General features: G+C 46.3%; 7 protein-coding genes. 6 read left to right on the top strand and 1 reads right to left on the bottom strand.

Translation table 11 applies throughout. From position 1 onward, the window contains the following. The first annotated feature begins 2 nt into the window (after positions 1-2). From PSBA01_RS09235 to cobA, 4 genes are all read left to right on the top strand, one after another. On the top strand, positions 3-2,093 hold the full coding sequence (locus PSBA01_RS09235; RefSeq protein WP_228724552.1) for a bifunctional protein-serine/threonine kinase/phosphatase: 2,091 nt from the start codon (positions 3-5) through the stop codon (positions 2,091-2,093). Positions 2,094-2,169: 76 nt separating this feature from the next. Next, the gene (locus PSBA01_RS09240) at positions 2,170-3,615 is read left to right on the top strand and encodes an NAD(P)/FAD-dependent oxidoreductase (protein WP_186474049.1); all 1,446 of its coding nucleotides are present in this window, start codon (positions 2,170-2,172) and stop codon (positions 3,613-3,615) included. Further along, positions 3,612-6,791: a nitrate reductase gene (locus PSBA01_RS09245; RefSeq protein ID WP_186474051.1), complete on the top strand. Its 3,180-nt coding sequence runs from the start codon at positions 3,612-3,614 to the stop codon at positions 6,789-6,791. Before PSBA01_RS09240 ends, PSBA01_RS09245 begins: the two co-directional genes overlap by 4 nt. 137 nt (positions 6,792-6,928) lie before the next feature. Continuing rightward, positions 6,929-7,861, top strand: coding sequence for a uroporphyrinogen-III C-methyltransferase (gene cobA, locus PSBA01_RS09250; protein ID WP_186474053.1), 933 nt, complete (start codon positions 6,929-6,931; stop codon positions 7,859-7,861). Positions 7,862-8,247: 386 nt separating this feature from the next. Here cobA and PSBA01_RS09255 read toward each other — a convergent pair. Further along, positions 8,248-9,413 (bottom strand): IS3 family transposase gene (locus PSBA01_RS09255; protein ID WP_186474055.1). Its coding sequence is split into 2 segments (ribosomal slippage): positions 8,248-9,155 and positions 9,155-9,413, totalling 1,167 coding nucleotides; the frame shifts between segments, so codons are not numbered across the junction. Between the two features lie 365 nt (positions 9,414-9,778). Here PSBA01_RS09255 and PSBA01_RS09260 point away from each other — a divergent pair. Beyond that, positions 9,779-10,738, top strand: a complete 960-nt coding sequence (locus PSBA01_RS09260; RefSeq protein WP_186474057.1) for an OmpA family protein — start codon at positions 9,779-9,781, stop codon at positions 10,736-10,738. 63 nt (positions 10,739-10,801) lie between these two features. Then, positions 10,802-17,182 (top strand): BapA/Bap/LapF family large adhesin, encoded by a 6,381-nt coding sequence (locus PSBA01_RS09265; protein ID WP_186474058.1) that lies wholly within the window; start codon positions 10,802-10,804, stop codon positions 17,180-17,182. Positions 17,183-17,254: the final 72 nt, after the last annotated feature.

Here is a 17,254-nt window from a genome sequence, read left to right on the forward strand (position 1 = left end):
TTATGCATGAGAGCGTCAAACAAGCGCCTAAACAAACAAATCAAGTAAGCAGCCATGATGCGGACGTTGCATTGTGGCTGCCTGATTTTTGTACGATGGCAGGACGCAAAGCTGATAATCAAGATAGCCTACTCATAACGACCTGCCTACCTTATGGGTTTCCATCGTTATCATCCTTTTCATCATCGTCAGCGCATAGTGGCGATCATCCCTCTTTTACAGCGCCTTTATTGGTGCTGATGGCTGATGGGGTCAGTGCTTGCCAGTTTCCCAAACAAGCCAGTCAGTCAGTGATAAACACGGTGACACACCATATCACCTCAAAACTTGCAGAGATGGTACAGACAGATAGGGTGCAAGCAAATGAGATATCAAACGAATCTCAAGAGCAATCGCCAAATCCACTACACCGCTTTGATGACGATCAAGTTGCCATCGTGATTAAGGAGGCGGTGCACCAAGCCAATGATGCGCTTTATTTCCCGCAAGCGTATGAGCGCCTGCCAGCTTTATTATCGACTTTATCAGGATTGCTATGCATAGGCGACCGTATTCATCTGTTCCATACAGGCGACTCTCGTATCTATCGTATCGGTATCGACAGTATGGTGCTATTGACCAAAGACCATCATATCCACCACGGACGGGATAAAGGAGCACTGTCTGCTGCTATCGGTGCTGACACACGAGTGGAGCTGCAACAATCTGTGTTCACTTTGCACCAAAACGAGTGTTTGGCGCTCATGACCGATGGGGTTTATGAGTCAATTACGCCAGCAGAGTTACAGTTTGAGCTGTGTGCTGCGGTACAGGCCATGCACCAATCAGTGGCATGTCCCAATCAAATCATCGACCATCTTCAGATGAGCCAGCGTTTATGTGAGCACGCCTTTAGCGAGAGTAGCCACGATAATCTCAGTGTAATCATGCTGGGTATGAACGATGAAATCATAAAGAGTAAAACGCACCGAGAAACCGACAACGCCATTGCGCTTGATCAGGGTGTGGATAGCGACAGTAGTCACGCTCAGGATATCAATCACTATCGCTTACCAACGGGCTTGGCAGTAGGGGCACAGATTGATAATTTTGTGGTCAAAAAAATCATCGCGCGTACGGCTCGCAGTGAGGTGTATTTAGTAGAGGATAACGATCAGCATGCATTTGTTTTGAAGTCGCCAAGTCTCAATGTCATTGCTGATGGGCATTATCTACGTGAGTTTTTAAAGGAACGTAAAATCGGTTTGAGCCTGTCCAAGCACAAACGTATTGGAGAGCCCGCTTACAATCAAGTGAACCCCAATAGCGTATCCTCCCATGACGCTCTTTTAACCAGTGATGTCTCTAAAAAACTGAATGCTACTTTCAATGCGTCTAATGCGTCGGGGCTTTTGCGCTACTACCCAGTGCCTGCCAGTAGCACTTATTTATATCATTTAACGGAATATATCGAAGGGGAGAGCCTACGAGTTTTTATGGATCGTCAAGCCCCTTGTGATATTTGGCAAACTTACGATTTACTCACTAAGATCGGCATGGCGGTCCGTGTGATGCATCGGAATTATCTACTGCATCAAGATATCAAGCCTGAAAATATATTATTAACTCAATCAGGTGCGGTCAAGTTAATCGACTTTGGCTCTGCTAGCTCCTCCATACTAAAAGACAGTACGCGTCCTCCTAATGGCGATTTGCACTACGCTGCACCAGAATATTACACCGATGCCCCAAAAGGCGTGCATTCTGATTTGTTTTCCATTGCCGTGATTGGTTATGAGTTACTTACAGGTGAGCTACCATTTAGCTCGCAAGAGTTGATGAACCCATCCGCCTCACTAGTTGTACCTGCCGAGCGCCTGCGTCAAAACCGAGTGCCCGCTACCAGCCAGCAAGCGTTGATGCGTGCACTACACTCTAGTACGCAGGCAAGGTATCAAGCGATTGGCGAGTTCTTACAAGACTTTAATCCCGATAATAGTAACAATACCAGAGACCCTGAACCGCTGATCATACGTCATCCCTTATTGGTTTGGCACAGCATTTGCTTTATTCAATTTGTCATTATCATATCGTTGCTGATTTATTTTTCATAAAACCTTGTTAAACGTAAATAGTACGACAAGCCATTTTACTCAACGCTGCGTGTTGCGGCTAAGGAATGATTTTCCTATGTCACTTGATTCACCAGAACCAACCCATACTGCTTTCTCTACCAATGCTTCTTCTTCTAGACGTCAGACTACTGCGGGCATCGTTATTATAGGCGCTGGGATGGCAGGCAGTCGTTTTGCCATTGAGCTGGCACGTGCTCAGCAGCAAAGCAGCCAAGAAAAAGGCGCAGCTCATTTACCCATCACGCTGATTAGCAAAGAACCGCAAGTGGGCTACAACCGTATCATGCTGTCACCCGTACTCTCAGGAGAGTCGGTTTTTGAAGAGACATATTTATACGAGCTAGCAGAGTATGAGCAATTGGGTATCACGGTATTAGCTGGCACGTCGGTAGATGCAATCGAAACCAATAAGCAGCGTGTCAAATTGAGTGATGGACAAACCCTGGATTATACCGAGCTGGTGCTTGCTACTGGCTCACAAGCTCGCGTCATCCCTTTTGCCAATCATGATGCTAAGGGGGTTCATGTATTTCGAGAGATTGCTGATGTGCAGGTATTGACGGAGTACGCGCGCCAAGCAAAAAAGGGTCTTGTCATTGGTGGCGGGGTGCTGGGTCTGGAAGCCGCTTGTGCTTTGGCGTCTCAAGGGGCAGATATGACAGTGGTTCATGTCGATAGTCATGTTCTCAACCGACAGCTTGATATGCCCGCCGCTCATCTGCTACAAGCAGAGCTCTTCAGTCGAAGTGTCAAGCTGGAGGTGTTAGCCAACACAGAATGTATTACGGTCAATGATCAACACGAGGTTAATGGTCTGTTGTTAAAGGATGGCCGCACACTGCCAGCAGACTTTATTGTCATGGCCGTTGGTGTCATCCCCAATACGACACTGGCCCAGCAAAGCGGACTTGAGGTTAACCGAGGTATCCTCGTAGATAACTTTATGCATACAAGCTGTCCTCATGTCTATGCGATTGGTGAGTGTATAGAACTGGATGGTGAGCTGTTCGGTATGGTAGCCCCTGTCAACCAACAGGTGGATACTTTGGTTTCTGTCCTAAAAGCGCCACACATCTCAAGTAGTAGGAGACTTAGTAGTGACTCACGAATAACCGAATACAAAAACCACTGGCGTCCCTTTATCAGCAAGCCTTTATCTTTAAAATTAAAAGTATCTGGCATCGCCGCTTTTTCAGCAGGTCAGATTGCTTTTGATGATAGTGAAATGGCACAGATAGAGCGCGTGGTTTATCAGCAAACGAGCCTCGATCATTATCTTTGTCTCTACATTAAAGAAAGCAAACTGATTGGCACGGTACTATACGGTGATGTGAGTGAAAGCGGGTTTTATAGTCAGCTGATCACTGATGGCAGTGACATATCCTCGATAAAAGAAGACCTTATCTTTGGCGAAGCCTATTGCGATGTAGGGAAAATAGAAGCAGCTGAGCCCGAATCTGCCGTGCCAAGTGACGCACACCTAATAGGAGAGGCCTCATGAGCAGCACCATCTTAAATGACGATCAAGCCCTCAGTGTCGTACCGTCCTCTCGCATTACAACTTACACTGAGGATTTGATCAGTCCTATTCGTACCACTTGTCCTTACTGCGGCGTAGGCTGCGGCGTACTAGCAAACATCGATGAGGCAGGTGTAGTCAGCGTGACAGGTGATCCTGATCATCCAGCAAACTTCGGCAAACTCTGCTCAAAAGGCAGTGCATTGGCACAAACATTGGGCACTGAACGCAGGTTGACTCAGCCTTATTATCAAGACAAACAGCGAACAATAGCAAAAGGACAACCGACAGATACGCAGCCTGCCGCGTGGGAGGCAGTATTGGATGATATTGCCAGTCGTTTGAATAACACTATCGCGATACACGGGCGTGACAGCGTAATGTTTTATGTGTCAGGGCAGCTGCTTACTGAGGATTACTACGTTGCCAATAAGTTCATTAAAGGCTTTATTGGTAATAATAATATCGATTCCAATTCGCGTCTTTGTATGTCCTCAGCGGTTGCAGGGCATAAGCGTGCTTTTGGTGCAGACTTAGTGCCTAGTAATTATGAAGATTTAGAGTCTTGTGATTTATTGGTGCTGGTGGGATCCAATATGGCGTGGTGTCATCCTATCTTATTCGGACGGTTTTTAGCCGCCAAAAAGCGTGATCCTAATAAAAAGCTGATCGTGATTGATCCGCGTCGTACTGATTCTTGTGAATTTGCCGATTTGCACGTGCCCGTTGCTGTTGGCACGGATACGCACTTATATAACGGACTGCTGCATTATCTTGAGCAAGAAGGCTGTGGTGATAAAGACTATCTTAAGCAGTGTCATGATGTTAAGCCCGCCTTAGAGGCCGCAAAAACATGGACGATTGATAAAGTGGCGACGGCATGTGGTATCAGTGCGGATCTGGTACAGGAGTTTTATGCGCTGGTCGCTGCAAATGATAAAACCGTCACGGCATTTAGCATGGGTGTCAACCAATCTGCAAGTGGTACCGACAAGGTCAATGCCATTATCAATACTCACTTGTATACTGGGCGAGTGGGCCGAGTAGGTGCAAGTCCGTTTTCACTCACCGGTCAGCCAAATGCGATGGGTGGGCGCGAAGTCGGTGCATTAGCTAACCTGCTTGCCGCGCATCTAGACCTAGACAACGAGCAGCATCGTCATTTGGTGGCTGATTTTTGGCAAGCGCCGCAACCGCTTGCCGCAGAAGTTGGGGTAAAAGCTTGCGATGCTGCTGATGCCATACTAGATGGCCGTATCAAAGCCATCTGGATTATGGCGACCAACCCTGTCGTCAGCTTGCCTGAGGCTGATAAGTTTCGCCGCGCATTGGCTACCTGTGATTTGGTGATTGTATCTGACTGCTCCGTCGACAGCGATACGGTTAAGTGTGCAGATATTGTTTTGCCTGCACAGGGTTGGGGGGAGAAATCAGGCACAGTGACCAATTCGGAGCGCCGCATCTCGCGCCAGCGGGCGTTAATGCCTGCACTCGGACAAGCAAAGCCTGACTGGTGGATACTATCGCAAGTCGCTAAACGCATGGGTTTGACAGGGTTTGATTATCAGCATCCTAGGGATATATTTAATGAGCATATCGCTCTGACAGCTTATAGAAATGATACCAGCCAAGATGTATCAGAAAACAATCAACCGCGCCATCTTAATTTAGCAAAAGATCTTTCGCCAATGGTAGTAGGGGCGATAGCATCGATAGAGGAAAGCCCAAACCATCTTAAGCAGCAAAATAAAAACGTATTCTCTTTCAGTCATGACGCATATGATGTCATGACACCGTTTCAGTGGGGCGGCGCACGTATTACACCTAGCAAAACGAAATTTATTGCCATTACGCCTCCCAGTCACGCCAGTATACCCAATAGGCATACGCAACGATTGAGCTTGAAAAGCGCTCATAGTAAAAAAAATAACGGCAGTCATACGTTTCATCAGAATAGCTCAGGAGCATTAGACCTACGGCTGATTACAGGTAGGCTTCGCGATCAATGGCATACGATGACGCGCACAGGACTTGCACCGCAGCTCAACCAACACGAGTCTGTACCAACACTCACCGTACATCCAAATGATGCCAAGCAGCTCGGTGTTGACCAAGGCGATTATGTACAGCTACGTCCCTGCTATGAGAAAAACTTATCAATAAATAGCCAGCCGCCGCGTACGGTCGCGAGCACCACTACAGACAGTCAGGTGCTCGCCCAAGTTGCCATCAGCGACAGTATGAGTGCAGGCGATGCCTTTATGCCGATGCATTGGAGCAACGCCTTTGCTCGTTTTGCTCGCGTAGGTACGCTGATCCCAACAGTCGTTGATCCACATTCAGGACAGCCTGAATTAAAAAATTCTGCAATCAGCGTGATGCCTGTACCGATGAAAACTTATGGCAAGATTTTGGTGCATCCTGATCTACAAGACACCATGATAGTGCATCTGCGTGAAACTTTATTGGATTTTGAGAAAGAGCCTGAGGATCAAGGAGTGCTGATACCTTCTTCTGATACAAATACAATTTCTGAAAGATCAAACTCATTACCCGCATTGACATGGAGTTTAAGTCGTCAAACCAATAGCGTCTTGATTACTTTAGCCAGTCCTGTAGACAAAGTCATCAGTAAACTGCTTGACCCTAAGTACTGGCAAAACTTTATCAATACCTATCAAGCATCTCTCACCGATAAATCGATCAATAGTGCCTTTACTTGCAGCAAGCAAGCAAAGCAGCTTCGCTTCGTCTCGACGCAGGTAGAGGCAAATACTAAAGTGATAGATCGGGCATCGATTAGTACGTCAAAGTCTGACATACCAAGCGATCAGCTACTGCTCAGCATTTGTTTTGCGCCGCAAGTGGCGCAGCTACCCAGTATGCATTGGCTTAACAATTGCTTTGCCAGTACTGATGCGATACCAGAGAATCAACGCTATAAGTGGTTGCTGGCAGGTCGTCCAGCGACAGGGTATGTTGATCCAGGTGCATTAGTATGTTCATGTATGGCTGTTGGAGAGAATATTATTATCGAAACAATTACCAAGCAGCAGTGTATGAGTGCCCACGCGGTTGGAAAGGCATGTCGAGCAGGGACTAACTGCGGTTCATGTGTGAGTCAAATTAATGCCTTGATCGATAGGTATGCGTCTTAAGTAGTGCTTGTTGCAAAGTTTGATCGTTAATATGGCATAGGGCTTGCAGCGTATTTTATATGCTCTTCTTTTCTTAGGTATGCCATTGTTAGGTGCAGAGTTGCGCGTTATTAACAGTGTTATTAGGAGTTATTACCATGACTGATTCATCTACCTTTATTGCCGCATTAACTTCACAAAATTTACCCAATATAAATTGTTATATTAGAGTGAGCGATGAGCCATCAGTTATAGAAAAAAATGTGAAAACGGGCACGGTACATTTGGTTGGTGCAGGTTCTGGCGATCCTGAGCTACTCACGTTAAAAGCATTACGAGTAATGCAAAAAGCAGAGGTCGTGCTCTATGATAGTTTAGTTTCAGAGGATATCTTAGATATGTGTGCGCTGACGGCAGAGAAGATATTTGTCGGTAAGCGCCGTGCCAATCACGCACTACCACAAGAAGGTATCAATGAGCTACTGGTCAAACACGCGCTAGCAGGCAAAACGGTCGTTAGGCTCAAAGGTGGCGACCCCTTTATATTTGGACGCGGCGGAGAGGAGCTGCAAGAAGTGGTGCGTCATGGTATTCATTTTGAATCTATTCCTGGTATCACTGCTGCTAGTGCGGCCGCAAGTAGAGCAGGTATTCCCTTGACACACCGTGATCATGCGCAAGCCGTCAAATTTGTGACCGCTTGCAAAAAGTTGGGCGCACCTAATAATGACTACGATGAACTCTTAGACAGTACGCAAACGGTTGTCTTTTATATGGGGTTGAATCGACTAGATGAGATGACTCAAGGGCTAATTGCCGCAGGGCGCGACAGTAATACACCTTTTGCTGTGATTAGTCATGCCAGTTTGCCAACGCAGCAGCTTCTTATCGGTACACTTGGCAGTATTGCCGAGCAGCAAGCTGAGGCAAAATTACCAACACCTGCGCTATTGATTATGGGTGATGTGGTTAATTTATATCATGAGTTTGCAAACTACAACCTTGGTGCGTTAGGCAAAAGTACCTTTATTGACGTTCAAAACGTTGTTAGCAGTCATGATTTAGTCAGTAATTTGGAGGTTGTCACGTAGGATAGAAGCATACTAGTGCTTAGCACTTTTATAGTATGTCAGCGCAAACACTTAAACAGGGTAATGACTACTACAAAATACTAAAACGCATGTAAAAAGTAGACGATGTAATAAAAAGAGTATGATGCAAGGTACGATGACTTTGGATACATTAAGAGTTAGTTCAGCAGACTGGTATAATTGGTTCCATTATACCAGTCTGTTTTAAGTAGTCTATTAATAGGTTCAAAGGGTTAAATAGCTGGTTCCCTTGGAGCATACTTATAAAATTTACACCAGTGTTTGATTACAGTCCCCTAAATTTGACAGTCTTACCATATCAAAGTAAAGCGACCAAGATTGACCCCTGCCGTCAAATCCGTATACATAAACTTGGGAGATTTTAGTTACGCAGTCTGACGATAATAATCAAACCACACCTGTCTTGGCGATTTATAGCTCGAGCCCTTTTGAATCCTCGTTTGGTTGTAGTACAGCTCAATATAGCCAATAATATCGTTGATCGCTGCAAATCTTGTTTTATAGTCTTGGTGATATACTAATTCATTCTTTAATACGCCCCAGAAGCTTTCTATTGGAGCATTGTCGAAGCAATTACCTTTAGCGCTCATTGAGCCTGTAAACTTATGCTGCTCGATAATCTTATGGTACGCATGGCTACAATATTGGCTACCTCTATCTGAATGAACAATCAGTCCTTGAGTAGGTCGTTTGTTCTTGATGGCCATATTGAGTGCACGGCATACTAAATCAGCGGTCATGCGCTTATTGATAGCGTAGCCGACAAGCTCTTTGGTGTATAAATCTTTCACTCCAGCTAAATATAACCAGCCCTCAGCAGTCCAGATATAGGTAATGTCGCTGACCCATGCTTCGTTAGGACGCTTAGCGTCAAACCTCTGATCTAAAACATTGTCATAGACCAGCTTGTTGTGGTTTGAGTCAGTAGTGACTTTAAAGCGCTTATGACGACGGCATTTGATGCCGTGTTCCTCTTTGATGCTTCTTACCATATACAGGCTAATGTTGTGGCCTTGTTTGCTTAGATGAGCATGCAATCGATCTACGCCATAACGTTCTTTCATTTCACTGTGAGCGGCTTTAACTAGTAGCTCGCACTGATTGCGGTGTACCTGCTGTTCGCTGATGTCACGACTTAGCCAATCGTAGTAGCTTGAGGGCTTAACGCTTAATACACGGCACATAGTAGTGGTGCTAAATATCTGACGATTGTCTTTGATAAAAGCGTACTTTACGGGCTGTTTTTCGCGAAGTACGCGGTCGCCTTTTTTAGAATCTCGCGCTCCTCTTCAGCCACTTTGAGCTGACGCTTGAGCTGCTTTATTTCTTGAAGAGCACTCATAAGGTCAGGATCATATTGCTCTGTGCCAACAAGCTTGCCTTGATTGGCTTTGTTATGCCAGTTTGATAGCGTTTGCATGGCAATACCTAACTGCTTTGCAGTAGCTGAGATATTGCCATTATTATCTGCTATCTTCTTGACAGCTTCAGCTTTAAATTCGTTACTGTAGGTTCTTAATTTCTTGGTCATGGTAAACTCCTATAATTGTGCTTAGTTTACCAAGTTTAGTTGTACGGTTTCTTCAGCATAGCTCATTCTAAGATTGAGCAAATAGTTTTTAATGGTATTAATTCCAGATATGGTTTGTTTAAAGTGTTTAAGAAATTTCACTATTTTTGATTATAAAAATAATAATTTTGTTAAATAAAGATTATTAATCTATTGTAAATTGTACGACTTTTGTTATATTCTATTTGATGTATATTGGAGATGATTCTTTGTATAAAAAAAGAGTAAAAAACTAGTATGAAAAGGAATATATAACAGTATCTAAGCTAGTGGCTATGTAAATAATTTTTTGAAACCGGTTTAAATTTTTTCTGAGAGAGAATGACATGAATAGTAAAGTTTTATTATCGACAGCTTTGGCGGTGGCAATGAGTTTAACGGGTTGCCAAACAATGACAAGCAATTTAGCATCTGCTAATGATAGTCCAATGAATAAAGCAATGTGGCAAAAGAGCGGTGAGGTATTTCAACAACCAAACGATATGATGCTGAAAGCTAATGAAAGTCGAATCGTCTTTTTGCGTCAAGATGATAGTAATGTTCAAGCAGGCCCTATCGTAGTAGGCGTTGGTGCTGACAATCTCTTTCAAGTGAGCTTAGATAATAATCATTACTCTGAGGTCGTAATCTGTAATGACTCACAGATAGTTACTGCTCAAAATATGAATGCCATGAATGGTCAAGTAATGGCTCAATCAAAACAATTTAGCTTCATGCCACAAACTACTACCTACTTGCAAGTTAGTCTATCAGCAACCGGGACCCCAGTAGTTCAGCAAGTTTCTCCAAATCGAGCTATGTCCACACTAAATCAAAGTACACGTCAAACGCATCAGATCAGTCGTGTATTTATAGAATGCAGTGTACCTAAACCAGTCGTTATACCTCCAACTGTAATAATTCCAGTACAGCCGCCTACTCAGAATTTACCTATAAGAAACGAGCGACAATTTACAGTGCTATTCGATTTTGATAGCACCAATATTACATCTGAGACTGCTTCTGAATTAGGCTTAATGGCTGACTTTATCAAAACTCGTCGTACTACCAATAATATCGTCTTAGAAGGTCATACAGATAGTAAAGGAAGCGATGTTTACAACAATAAACTTTCAAAAGCACGTGCTGATACTGCCAAAAATATCCTAGTCAATAAATATGGCGTTGATAGTATGAAGCTTACCCCTATGGGCTATGGCGAATCACTTCCTGTCGATACAAATAACACCGATCAAGGACGTCAAAACAATCGCCGTGTTGTTGCCACCGTGGTATCAGAACAATAGATTTGTTAGTAAAACTATACGTACCTTAACCTTATTAAAAATCAGTAGCCTAAGGATAAATCTATGAATACCATCATAGTAAAAGCTAACGACAAAGTTAGTACCGTTGCCGAAAACACTGTCATTACGCAAGATGGCACACCCACCATTATTAAAGCCATAAATAAAGTGAATTATGAGCTTGTTGATCAAAATACTGGTCGAGCGCCCGATCATATTGTGACTAAACGAGTAGGTAAAGATCTACAAATCTCATTTGAAGAAGATAGTAGTAACCCTGATCTTATTATCGAAGGATTCTATGATAGCGCGGATAGCGCTCTTATTGGTCTAGCCGAAGACGGTAGTTACTACTATTATGTGCCAGATACCGGTGAGGTAGCAGATTATGTTACCGAATTACAAGCAGGCGACATCGAAGGCCAAGCGCTTGGTGGTCAAGCACAAAGCTCACCGTGGTGGGTTGGTGCTACAGACAGCTTTAATCCAATTCCGTGGCTAGTTGGTCTAGCAGGTGTTGGTCTAGCAGCTGCAGCACTTGCTAATGACAATGATAAGAATCGAGACACTACTGCTCCTGATGCGCCAACGATCAACACCCCAATTGCTGGTGATGATGCGATTAATAATGACGAAGCCACAGAGGGCTTTGTTATTACTGGTACTGGTGAGCCGGGTGCCACCATCACCCTAACTGATGGCAGTGGTAATGTTATTGGTACCGGTATTGTGAACCCTGACGGTACTTGGAGTGTTCCAGTCGATCAAGCTGACGTGGATGCCATGGGTGAAGGGTCTGAGACCATCACCGCAACGGCGACCGATCCTTCAGGTAACGTCAGTGCACCAACTACTGCAGTTGTAACGGTTGACACTGTGGCACCTGATGCCCCAGTCGTTACAGTTAATCCAGACGGTACTGAAATCACTGGTACTGGTGAGCCGGGTGCCACCATTGAGATTGATACCAATGGCGATGGCGTTCCTGAGTACACCACAACAGTAGATGCAAATGGTGACTACACGGTTGACACGAGTGGTGACCCATTAACTGATGGTGAAACGGTTACCGCGACGGCGACCGATCCTACTGGTAATGAGAGTGCTCCTAGTACAACAGTTGCGCCCGGCATTGACACTACTGCTCCTGATGCGCCAACGATCAACACCCCAATTGCTGGTGATGATGCGATTAATAATGACGAAGCCACAGAGGGCTTTGTTATTACTGGTACTGGTGAGCCGGGTGCCACCATCACCCTAACTGATGGCAGTGGTAATGTTATTGGTACCGGTATTGTGAACCCTGACGGTACTTGGAGTGTTCCAGTCGATCAAGCTGACGTGGATGCCATGGGTGAAGGGTCTGAGACCATCACCGCAACGGCGACCGATCCTTCAGGTAACGTCAGTGCACCAACTACTGCAGTTGTAACGGTTGACACTGTGGCACCTGATGCCCCAGTCGTTACAGTTAATCCAGACGGTACTGAAATCACTGGTACTGGTGAGCCGGGTGCCACCATTGAGATTGATACCAATGGCGATGGCGTTCCTGAGTACACCACAACAGTAGATGCAAATGGTGACTACACGGTTGACACGAGTGGTGACCCATTAACTGATGGTGAAACGGTCACCGCGACGGCGACCGATCCTACTGGTAATGAGAGTGCTCCTAGTACAACAGTTGCGCCCGGCATTGACACTACTGCTCCTGATGCGCCAACGATCAACACCCCAATTGCTGGTGATGATGCGATTAATAATGACGAAGCCACAGAGGGCTTTGTTATTACTGGTACTGGTGAGCCGGGTGCCACCATCACCCTAACTGATGGCAGTGGTAATGTTATTGGTACCGGTATTGTGAACCCTGACGGTACTTGGAGTGTTCCAGTCGATCAAGCTGACGTGGATGCCATGGGTGAAGGGTCTGAGACCATCACCGCAACGGCGACCGATCCTTCAGGTAACGTCAGTGCACCAACTACTGCAGTTGTAACGGTTGACACTGTGGCACCTGATGCCCCAGTCGTTACAGTTAATCCAGACGGTACTGAAATCACTGGTACTGGTGAGCCGGGTGCCACCATTGAGATTGATACCAATGGCGATGGCGTTCCTGAGTACACCACAACAGTAGATGCAAATGGTGACTACACGGTTGACACGAGTGGTGACCCATTAACTGATGGTGAAACGGTCACCGCGACGGCGACCGATCCTACTGGTAATGAGAGTGCTCCTAGTACAACAGTTGCGCTTGGCGATGATGCCGATGCCGATGCTGATGCCGATGCTGATGCTGATGCTGACGCCGATGCTGATGCTGACGCCGATGCCGATGCTGATGCTGATGCTGATGCTGATGCTGATGCTGATGCCGATGCTGATGCTGATGCTGATGCTGATGCTGATGCTGATGCTGATGCTGATGCTGACGCCGATGCCGATGCCGATGCCGATGCTGATGCTGACGCCGATGCCGATGCTGATGCCGATGCTGATGCCGATGCTGATGCCGATGCTGATGCTGACGCCGATGCTGATGCCGATGCCGATGCTGATGCTGATGCTGATGCTGACGCCGATGCTGATGCTGATGCTGATGCTGATGCTGATGCTGATGCTGATGCCGATGCTGATGCCGATGCTGATGCCGATGCTGATGCTGATGCTGATGCTGATGCCGATGCCGATGCTGATGCTGATGCTGATGCTGACGCCGATGCTGATGCTGATGCTGATGCTGACGCCGATGCTGATGCCGATGCCGATGCCGATGCTGATGCTGATGCTGACGCCGATGCTGATGCTGACGCCGATGCCGATGCCGATGCCGATGCTGATGCCGATGCTGATGCTGATGCCGATGCTGATGCCGATGCCGATGCTGATGCTGATGCCGATGCTGATGCCGATGCTGATGCTGACGCCGATGCTGATGCTGACGCCGATGCTGATGCCGATGCCGATGCTGATGCCGATGCTGATGCTGATGCCGATGCTGATGCCGATGCCGATGCTGATGCCGATGCTGATGCCGATGCTGATGCCGATGCTGATGCTGACGCCGATGCTGATGCCGATGCTGATGCTGATGCTGATGCTGACGCCGATGCCGATGCTGATGCTGATGCCGATGCCGATGCTGATGCTGATGCTGATGCTGATGCTGATGCTGATGCTGATGCTGATGCTGATGCTGACGCTGACGCCGATGCTGATGCTGATGCTGATGCTGATGCTGATGCTGATGCTGATGCCGATGCCGATGCCGATGCTGATGCTGATGCCGATGCCGATGCTGACGCCGATGCTGATGCCGATGCTGATGCGCCAACTATCGATAGCCCAATCGCTGGTGACGACATCGTTAACGATCAAGAAGCTGAAGATGGCTTCAATGTGACAGGTACAGGCACTCCTGGCGATAACATCACATTAACTGATGGTAGTGATAACATCATTGGTACTGGTATCGTTGATGTCGACGGTAACTGGAGCATTCTTGTTGACCAAGCTGATATTAGTGCTATGGGTCAAGGCCTAGAAACTCTCACTGCTACTGCTAGCAATGATAATGGCACTAGTGAACCTGTCAACGCAGTAATTACTGTTGATACGGCCGCTCCAGCAATCGCTGTGACTGTTGACGACCTAACGGCTGACAACGTCATCAACGCGGCTGAAGCCGGTGCAACCGTCCCTGTGACTGGTACTGTTACTGGTGAGTTCCAAGAAGGCGACGTTGTGACTGTCACTGTCAACGATGTTGACTACACGAGCACCGTTGAAGCGGATGGCACTTATAGTGTTGACGTCCCAGGCAGTGCATTAGTGGCTGATGCGGATCAAGTGATCGAAGTTAACGTTGCATCGACTGATGCTGCGGGTAACACAGGTACTGCTGACACCACCAAAGACTACACCGTCGATGTGGCCGCTCCAGCAATCGCTGTGACTGTTGACGACCTAACGGCTGACAACGTCATCAACGCGGCTGAAGCCGGTGCAACCGTCCCTGTGACTGGTACTGTTACTGGTGAGTTCCAAGAAGGCGACGTTGTGACTGTCACTGTCAACGATGTTGACTACACGAGCACCGTTGAAGCGGATGGCACTTATAGTGTTGACGTCCCAGGCAGTGCATTAGTGGCTGATGCGGATCAAGTGATCGAAGTTAACGTTGCATCGACTGATGCTGCGGGTAACACAGGTACTGCTGACACCACCAAAGAGTATGCGGTTGACACTACTGCAGTAGCCTTTATTACCGTTGACGCTGTAACAGCCGACAACATCATCAATACGGTTGAAGCAGGTGCAACTGTCCCTGTGACCGGTACTGTTACTGGTGAGTTCCAAGAAGGCGACGTTGTGACTGTCACCGTCAACGATGTTGACTACACGAACACCGTCGAAGCGAATGGCACTTATAGTGTTGACGTCCCAGGCAGTGCATTAGTGGCTGATGCGGATCAAGTGATCGACGTAAGCGTTACCCCGACTGATGCTGCGGGTAACACAGGTGCTCCAGCGACAGCCAATAGACCTTATGCTGTGAGTCTGGTAGATGCGATCAATGATATCGATACAGCAGAAATTATCTTTGAGCCAACTACTACGCCCGTGACGACTACTGAGAACCTACAAAACACAGCTTTCTCACTCATAAACGTGTTAGGCATAGGTAATGCTAGACCTACAGTTAGTTTTGATATCGCTGAAGGCAGTACAGGTACGGCGGTAATTACCTTGTCTGGAGGTGGTTTAGCTGAAATTGTCGATAGAAGTAGCTTGGTTCTGCAAGTAAAAGATGCTAGTGGTAACTACGTTGACGTCGCCAATTCTAGTAATATTGGTTTGATCAACGCACTTGGTCTCTTTGGTGAAGGAGCAGGCTTTAGGATAGATGGTCTCCCAGCGGGTGAATACCGTATCAACGGTAATGTTGGTGGATTAGTTGGTGTGCTAGAATCTGGTACTATCAGGGCAACCATCACTGAGACTGATCCATCAGCAGTGGGTACGGGTACGATCACTACGGAAGCTGCCACTGGTAATGTCATTGATGACAATGACGTTGCAACGCCATCGACCATAGTCACAGAGGTTAATGGCCAGCCAGTTAATGCTACTGGTAACACTACTATCATAGGTGACCATGGTACGTTAGTCATAGATGCTAATGGTGCATATACTTATACGCCAAACTCAAATGCTGCTGAGATCGGACAGATGGACGAGTTCGCATACACCATCGTTGATCCGATTACTGGTAGCAGAGACAGCGCAACGCTTACTGTGAATATCCAAAGTCAAATTGATGCAGTGGATGATGTAGCAAGCACTACGTTGATCGTTGAGCCTTTGACTACTGTCGAGAATCTTCAAGATTCTGACACAGCATTCGTTGGTTTCACGAATACGAGAGTTTCGTTTAACATTGCTGCAGGCAACATAGGTTCTGCTGAGATTGCTATAACGGCAGGTGGACTAGTAAGTGTTCTTAACAGTGCTACGGTTACTCTACAGAAGCAGAGAGCTGATAATACTTGGGAAACTCTCGATAGCTCTTCAAATGGTGGCTTGATTGACGTTGTTGGTATCCTTGGTGATGCTACACGCTTCTCGATAGATGGTTTAGAAGCAGGTAACTATCGTATTAATGGTAGAGCTGGTGGACTTCTTGGAGTATTGCCAAATCATACGATAACAGCCATCGTGACTGAGGTTGATCCAGATGTACCAGGTACTTATGGTTCGCAAGCGGCTGTTGGCAATGTGATCAGTGACAATGACGAGGTAAATCCATCTACTCGTGTTTCAGATGTAGATGGTACAGTTATTACTGGTGCCACCGTCATAGACGGTGACTTCGGTACGCTTACGATCAAACCAGACGGTTCGTATTTCTATACGCCTGATGGTAATGTTAATGTTATCAATCAAGTAGATCAGTTTGAGTATACGATAGTTGATGATTTTAATAATACTGATACGGCAACGCTTACCGTAAACATAACCAGTGATTGGCCAGCTCCGGCTCCAGTAGCTGCGTTTGCGATGTCTGCGGACAGCTTTACACTGGCTGATGATACTATCGATCTTCCTGATACGTCACTAACAACTTCAAATGAAGGACTCAATATCCTAAGCTTTGAAAGTGCAGATCAAGTCATTAGCTTAGCTGATATTATGCAGCCTGAGATGATCGACATTAGTGGTACTGGCGCTAATACCTTACATGTAGCAGCGGAAGATATTGATTCTGCTATCTATGTTAAAGGGGATAGTGATGACACCGTTGATCTAGCAGGTGATAGCTGGTCTACGGTTGAACAGACGACCTCAGGTGGTGAAGTGTATGATGTATGGCAGTCAGGTAATGATGCATCGACACAGATCTATATCGATCCTAATGTCAATATTATCTAATACCCTCTCATTAGATATTGATTAAAAAAGCGCCTCCATCATGGAGGCGCTTTTTTTGACTACAATATATCG

Origin of the sequence: Psychrobacter sp. KCTC 72983 (assembly GCF_014280455.1) — a bacterium.
In the GTDB taxonomy this organism is placed as follows: domain Bacteria; phylum Pseudomonadota; class Gammaproteobacteria; order Pseudomonadales; family Moraxellaceae; genus Psychrobacter; species Psychrobacter pacificensis.

Coding starts and splice junctions, on each gene's coding strand:
- PSBA01_RS09245 (WP_186474051.1), top strand. CDS start 3,612: ATGAGCAGCACCATCTTAAATGACGATCAAGCCCTCAGTGTCGTACCG.
- PSBA01_RS09235 (WP_228724552.1), top strand. CDS start 3: ATGCATGAGAGCGTCAAACAAGCGCCTAAACAAACAAATCAAGTAAGC.
- PSBA01_RS09260 (WP_186474057.1), top strand. CDS start 9,779: ATGAATAGTAAAGTTTTATTATCGACAGCTTTGGCGGTGGCAATGAGT.
- cobA (WP_186474053.1), top strand. CDS start 6,929: ATGACTGATTCATCTACCTTTATTGCCGCATTAACTTCACAAAATTTA.
- PSBA01_RS09265 (WP_186474058.1), top strand. CDS start 10,802: ATGAATACCATCATAGTAAAAGCTAACGACAAAGTTAGTACCGTTGCC.
- PSBA01_RS09240 (WP_186474049.1), top strand. CDS start 2,170: ATGTCACTTGATTCACCAGAACCAACCCATACTGCTTTCTCTACCAAT.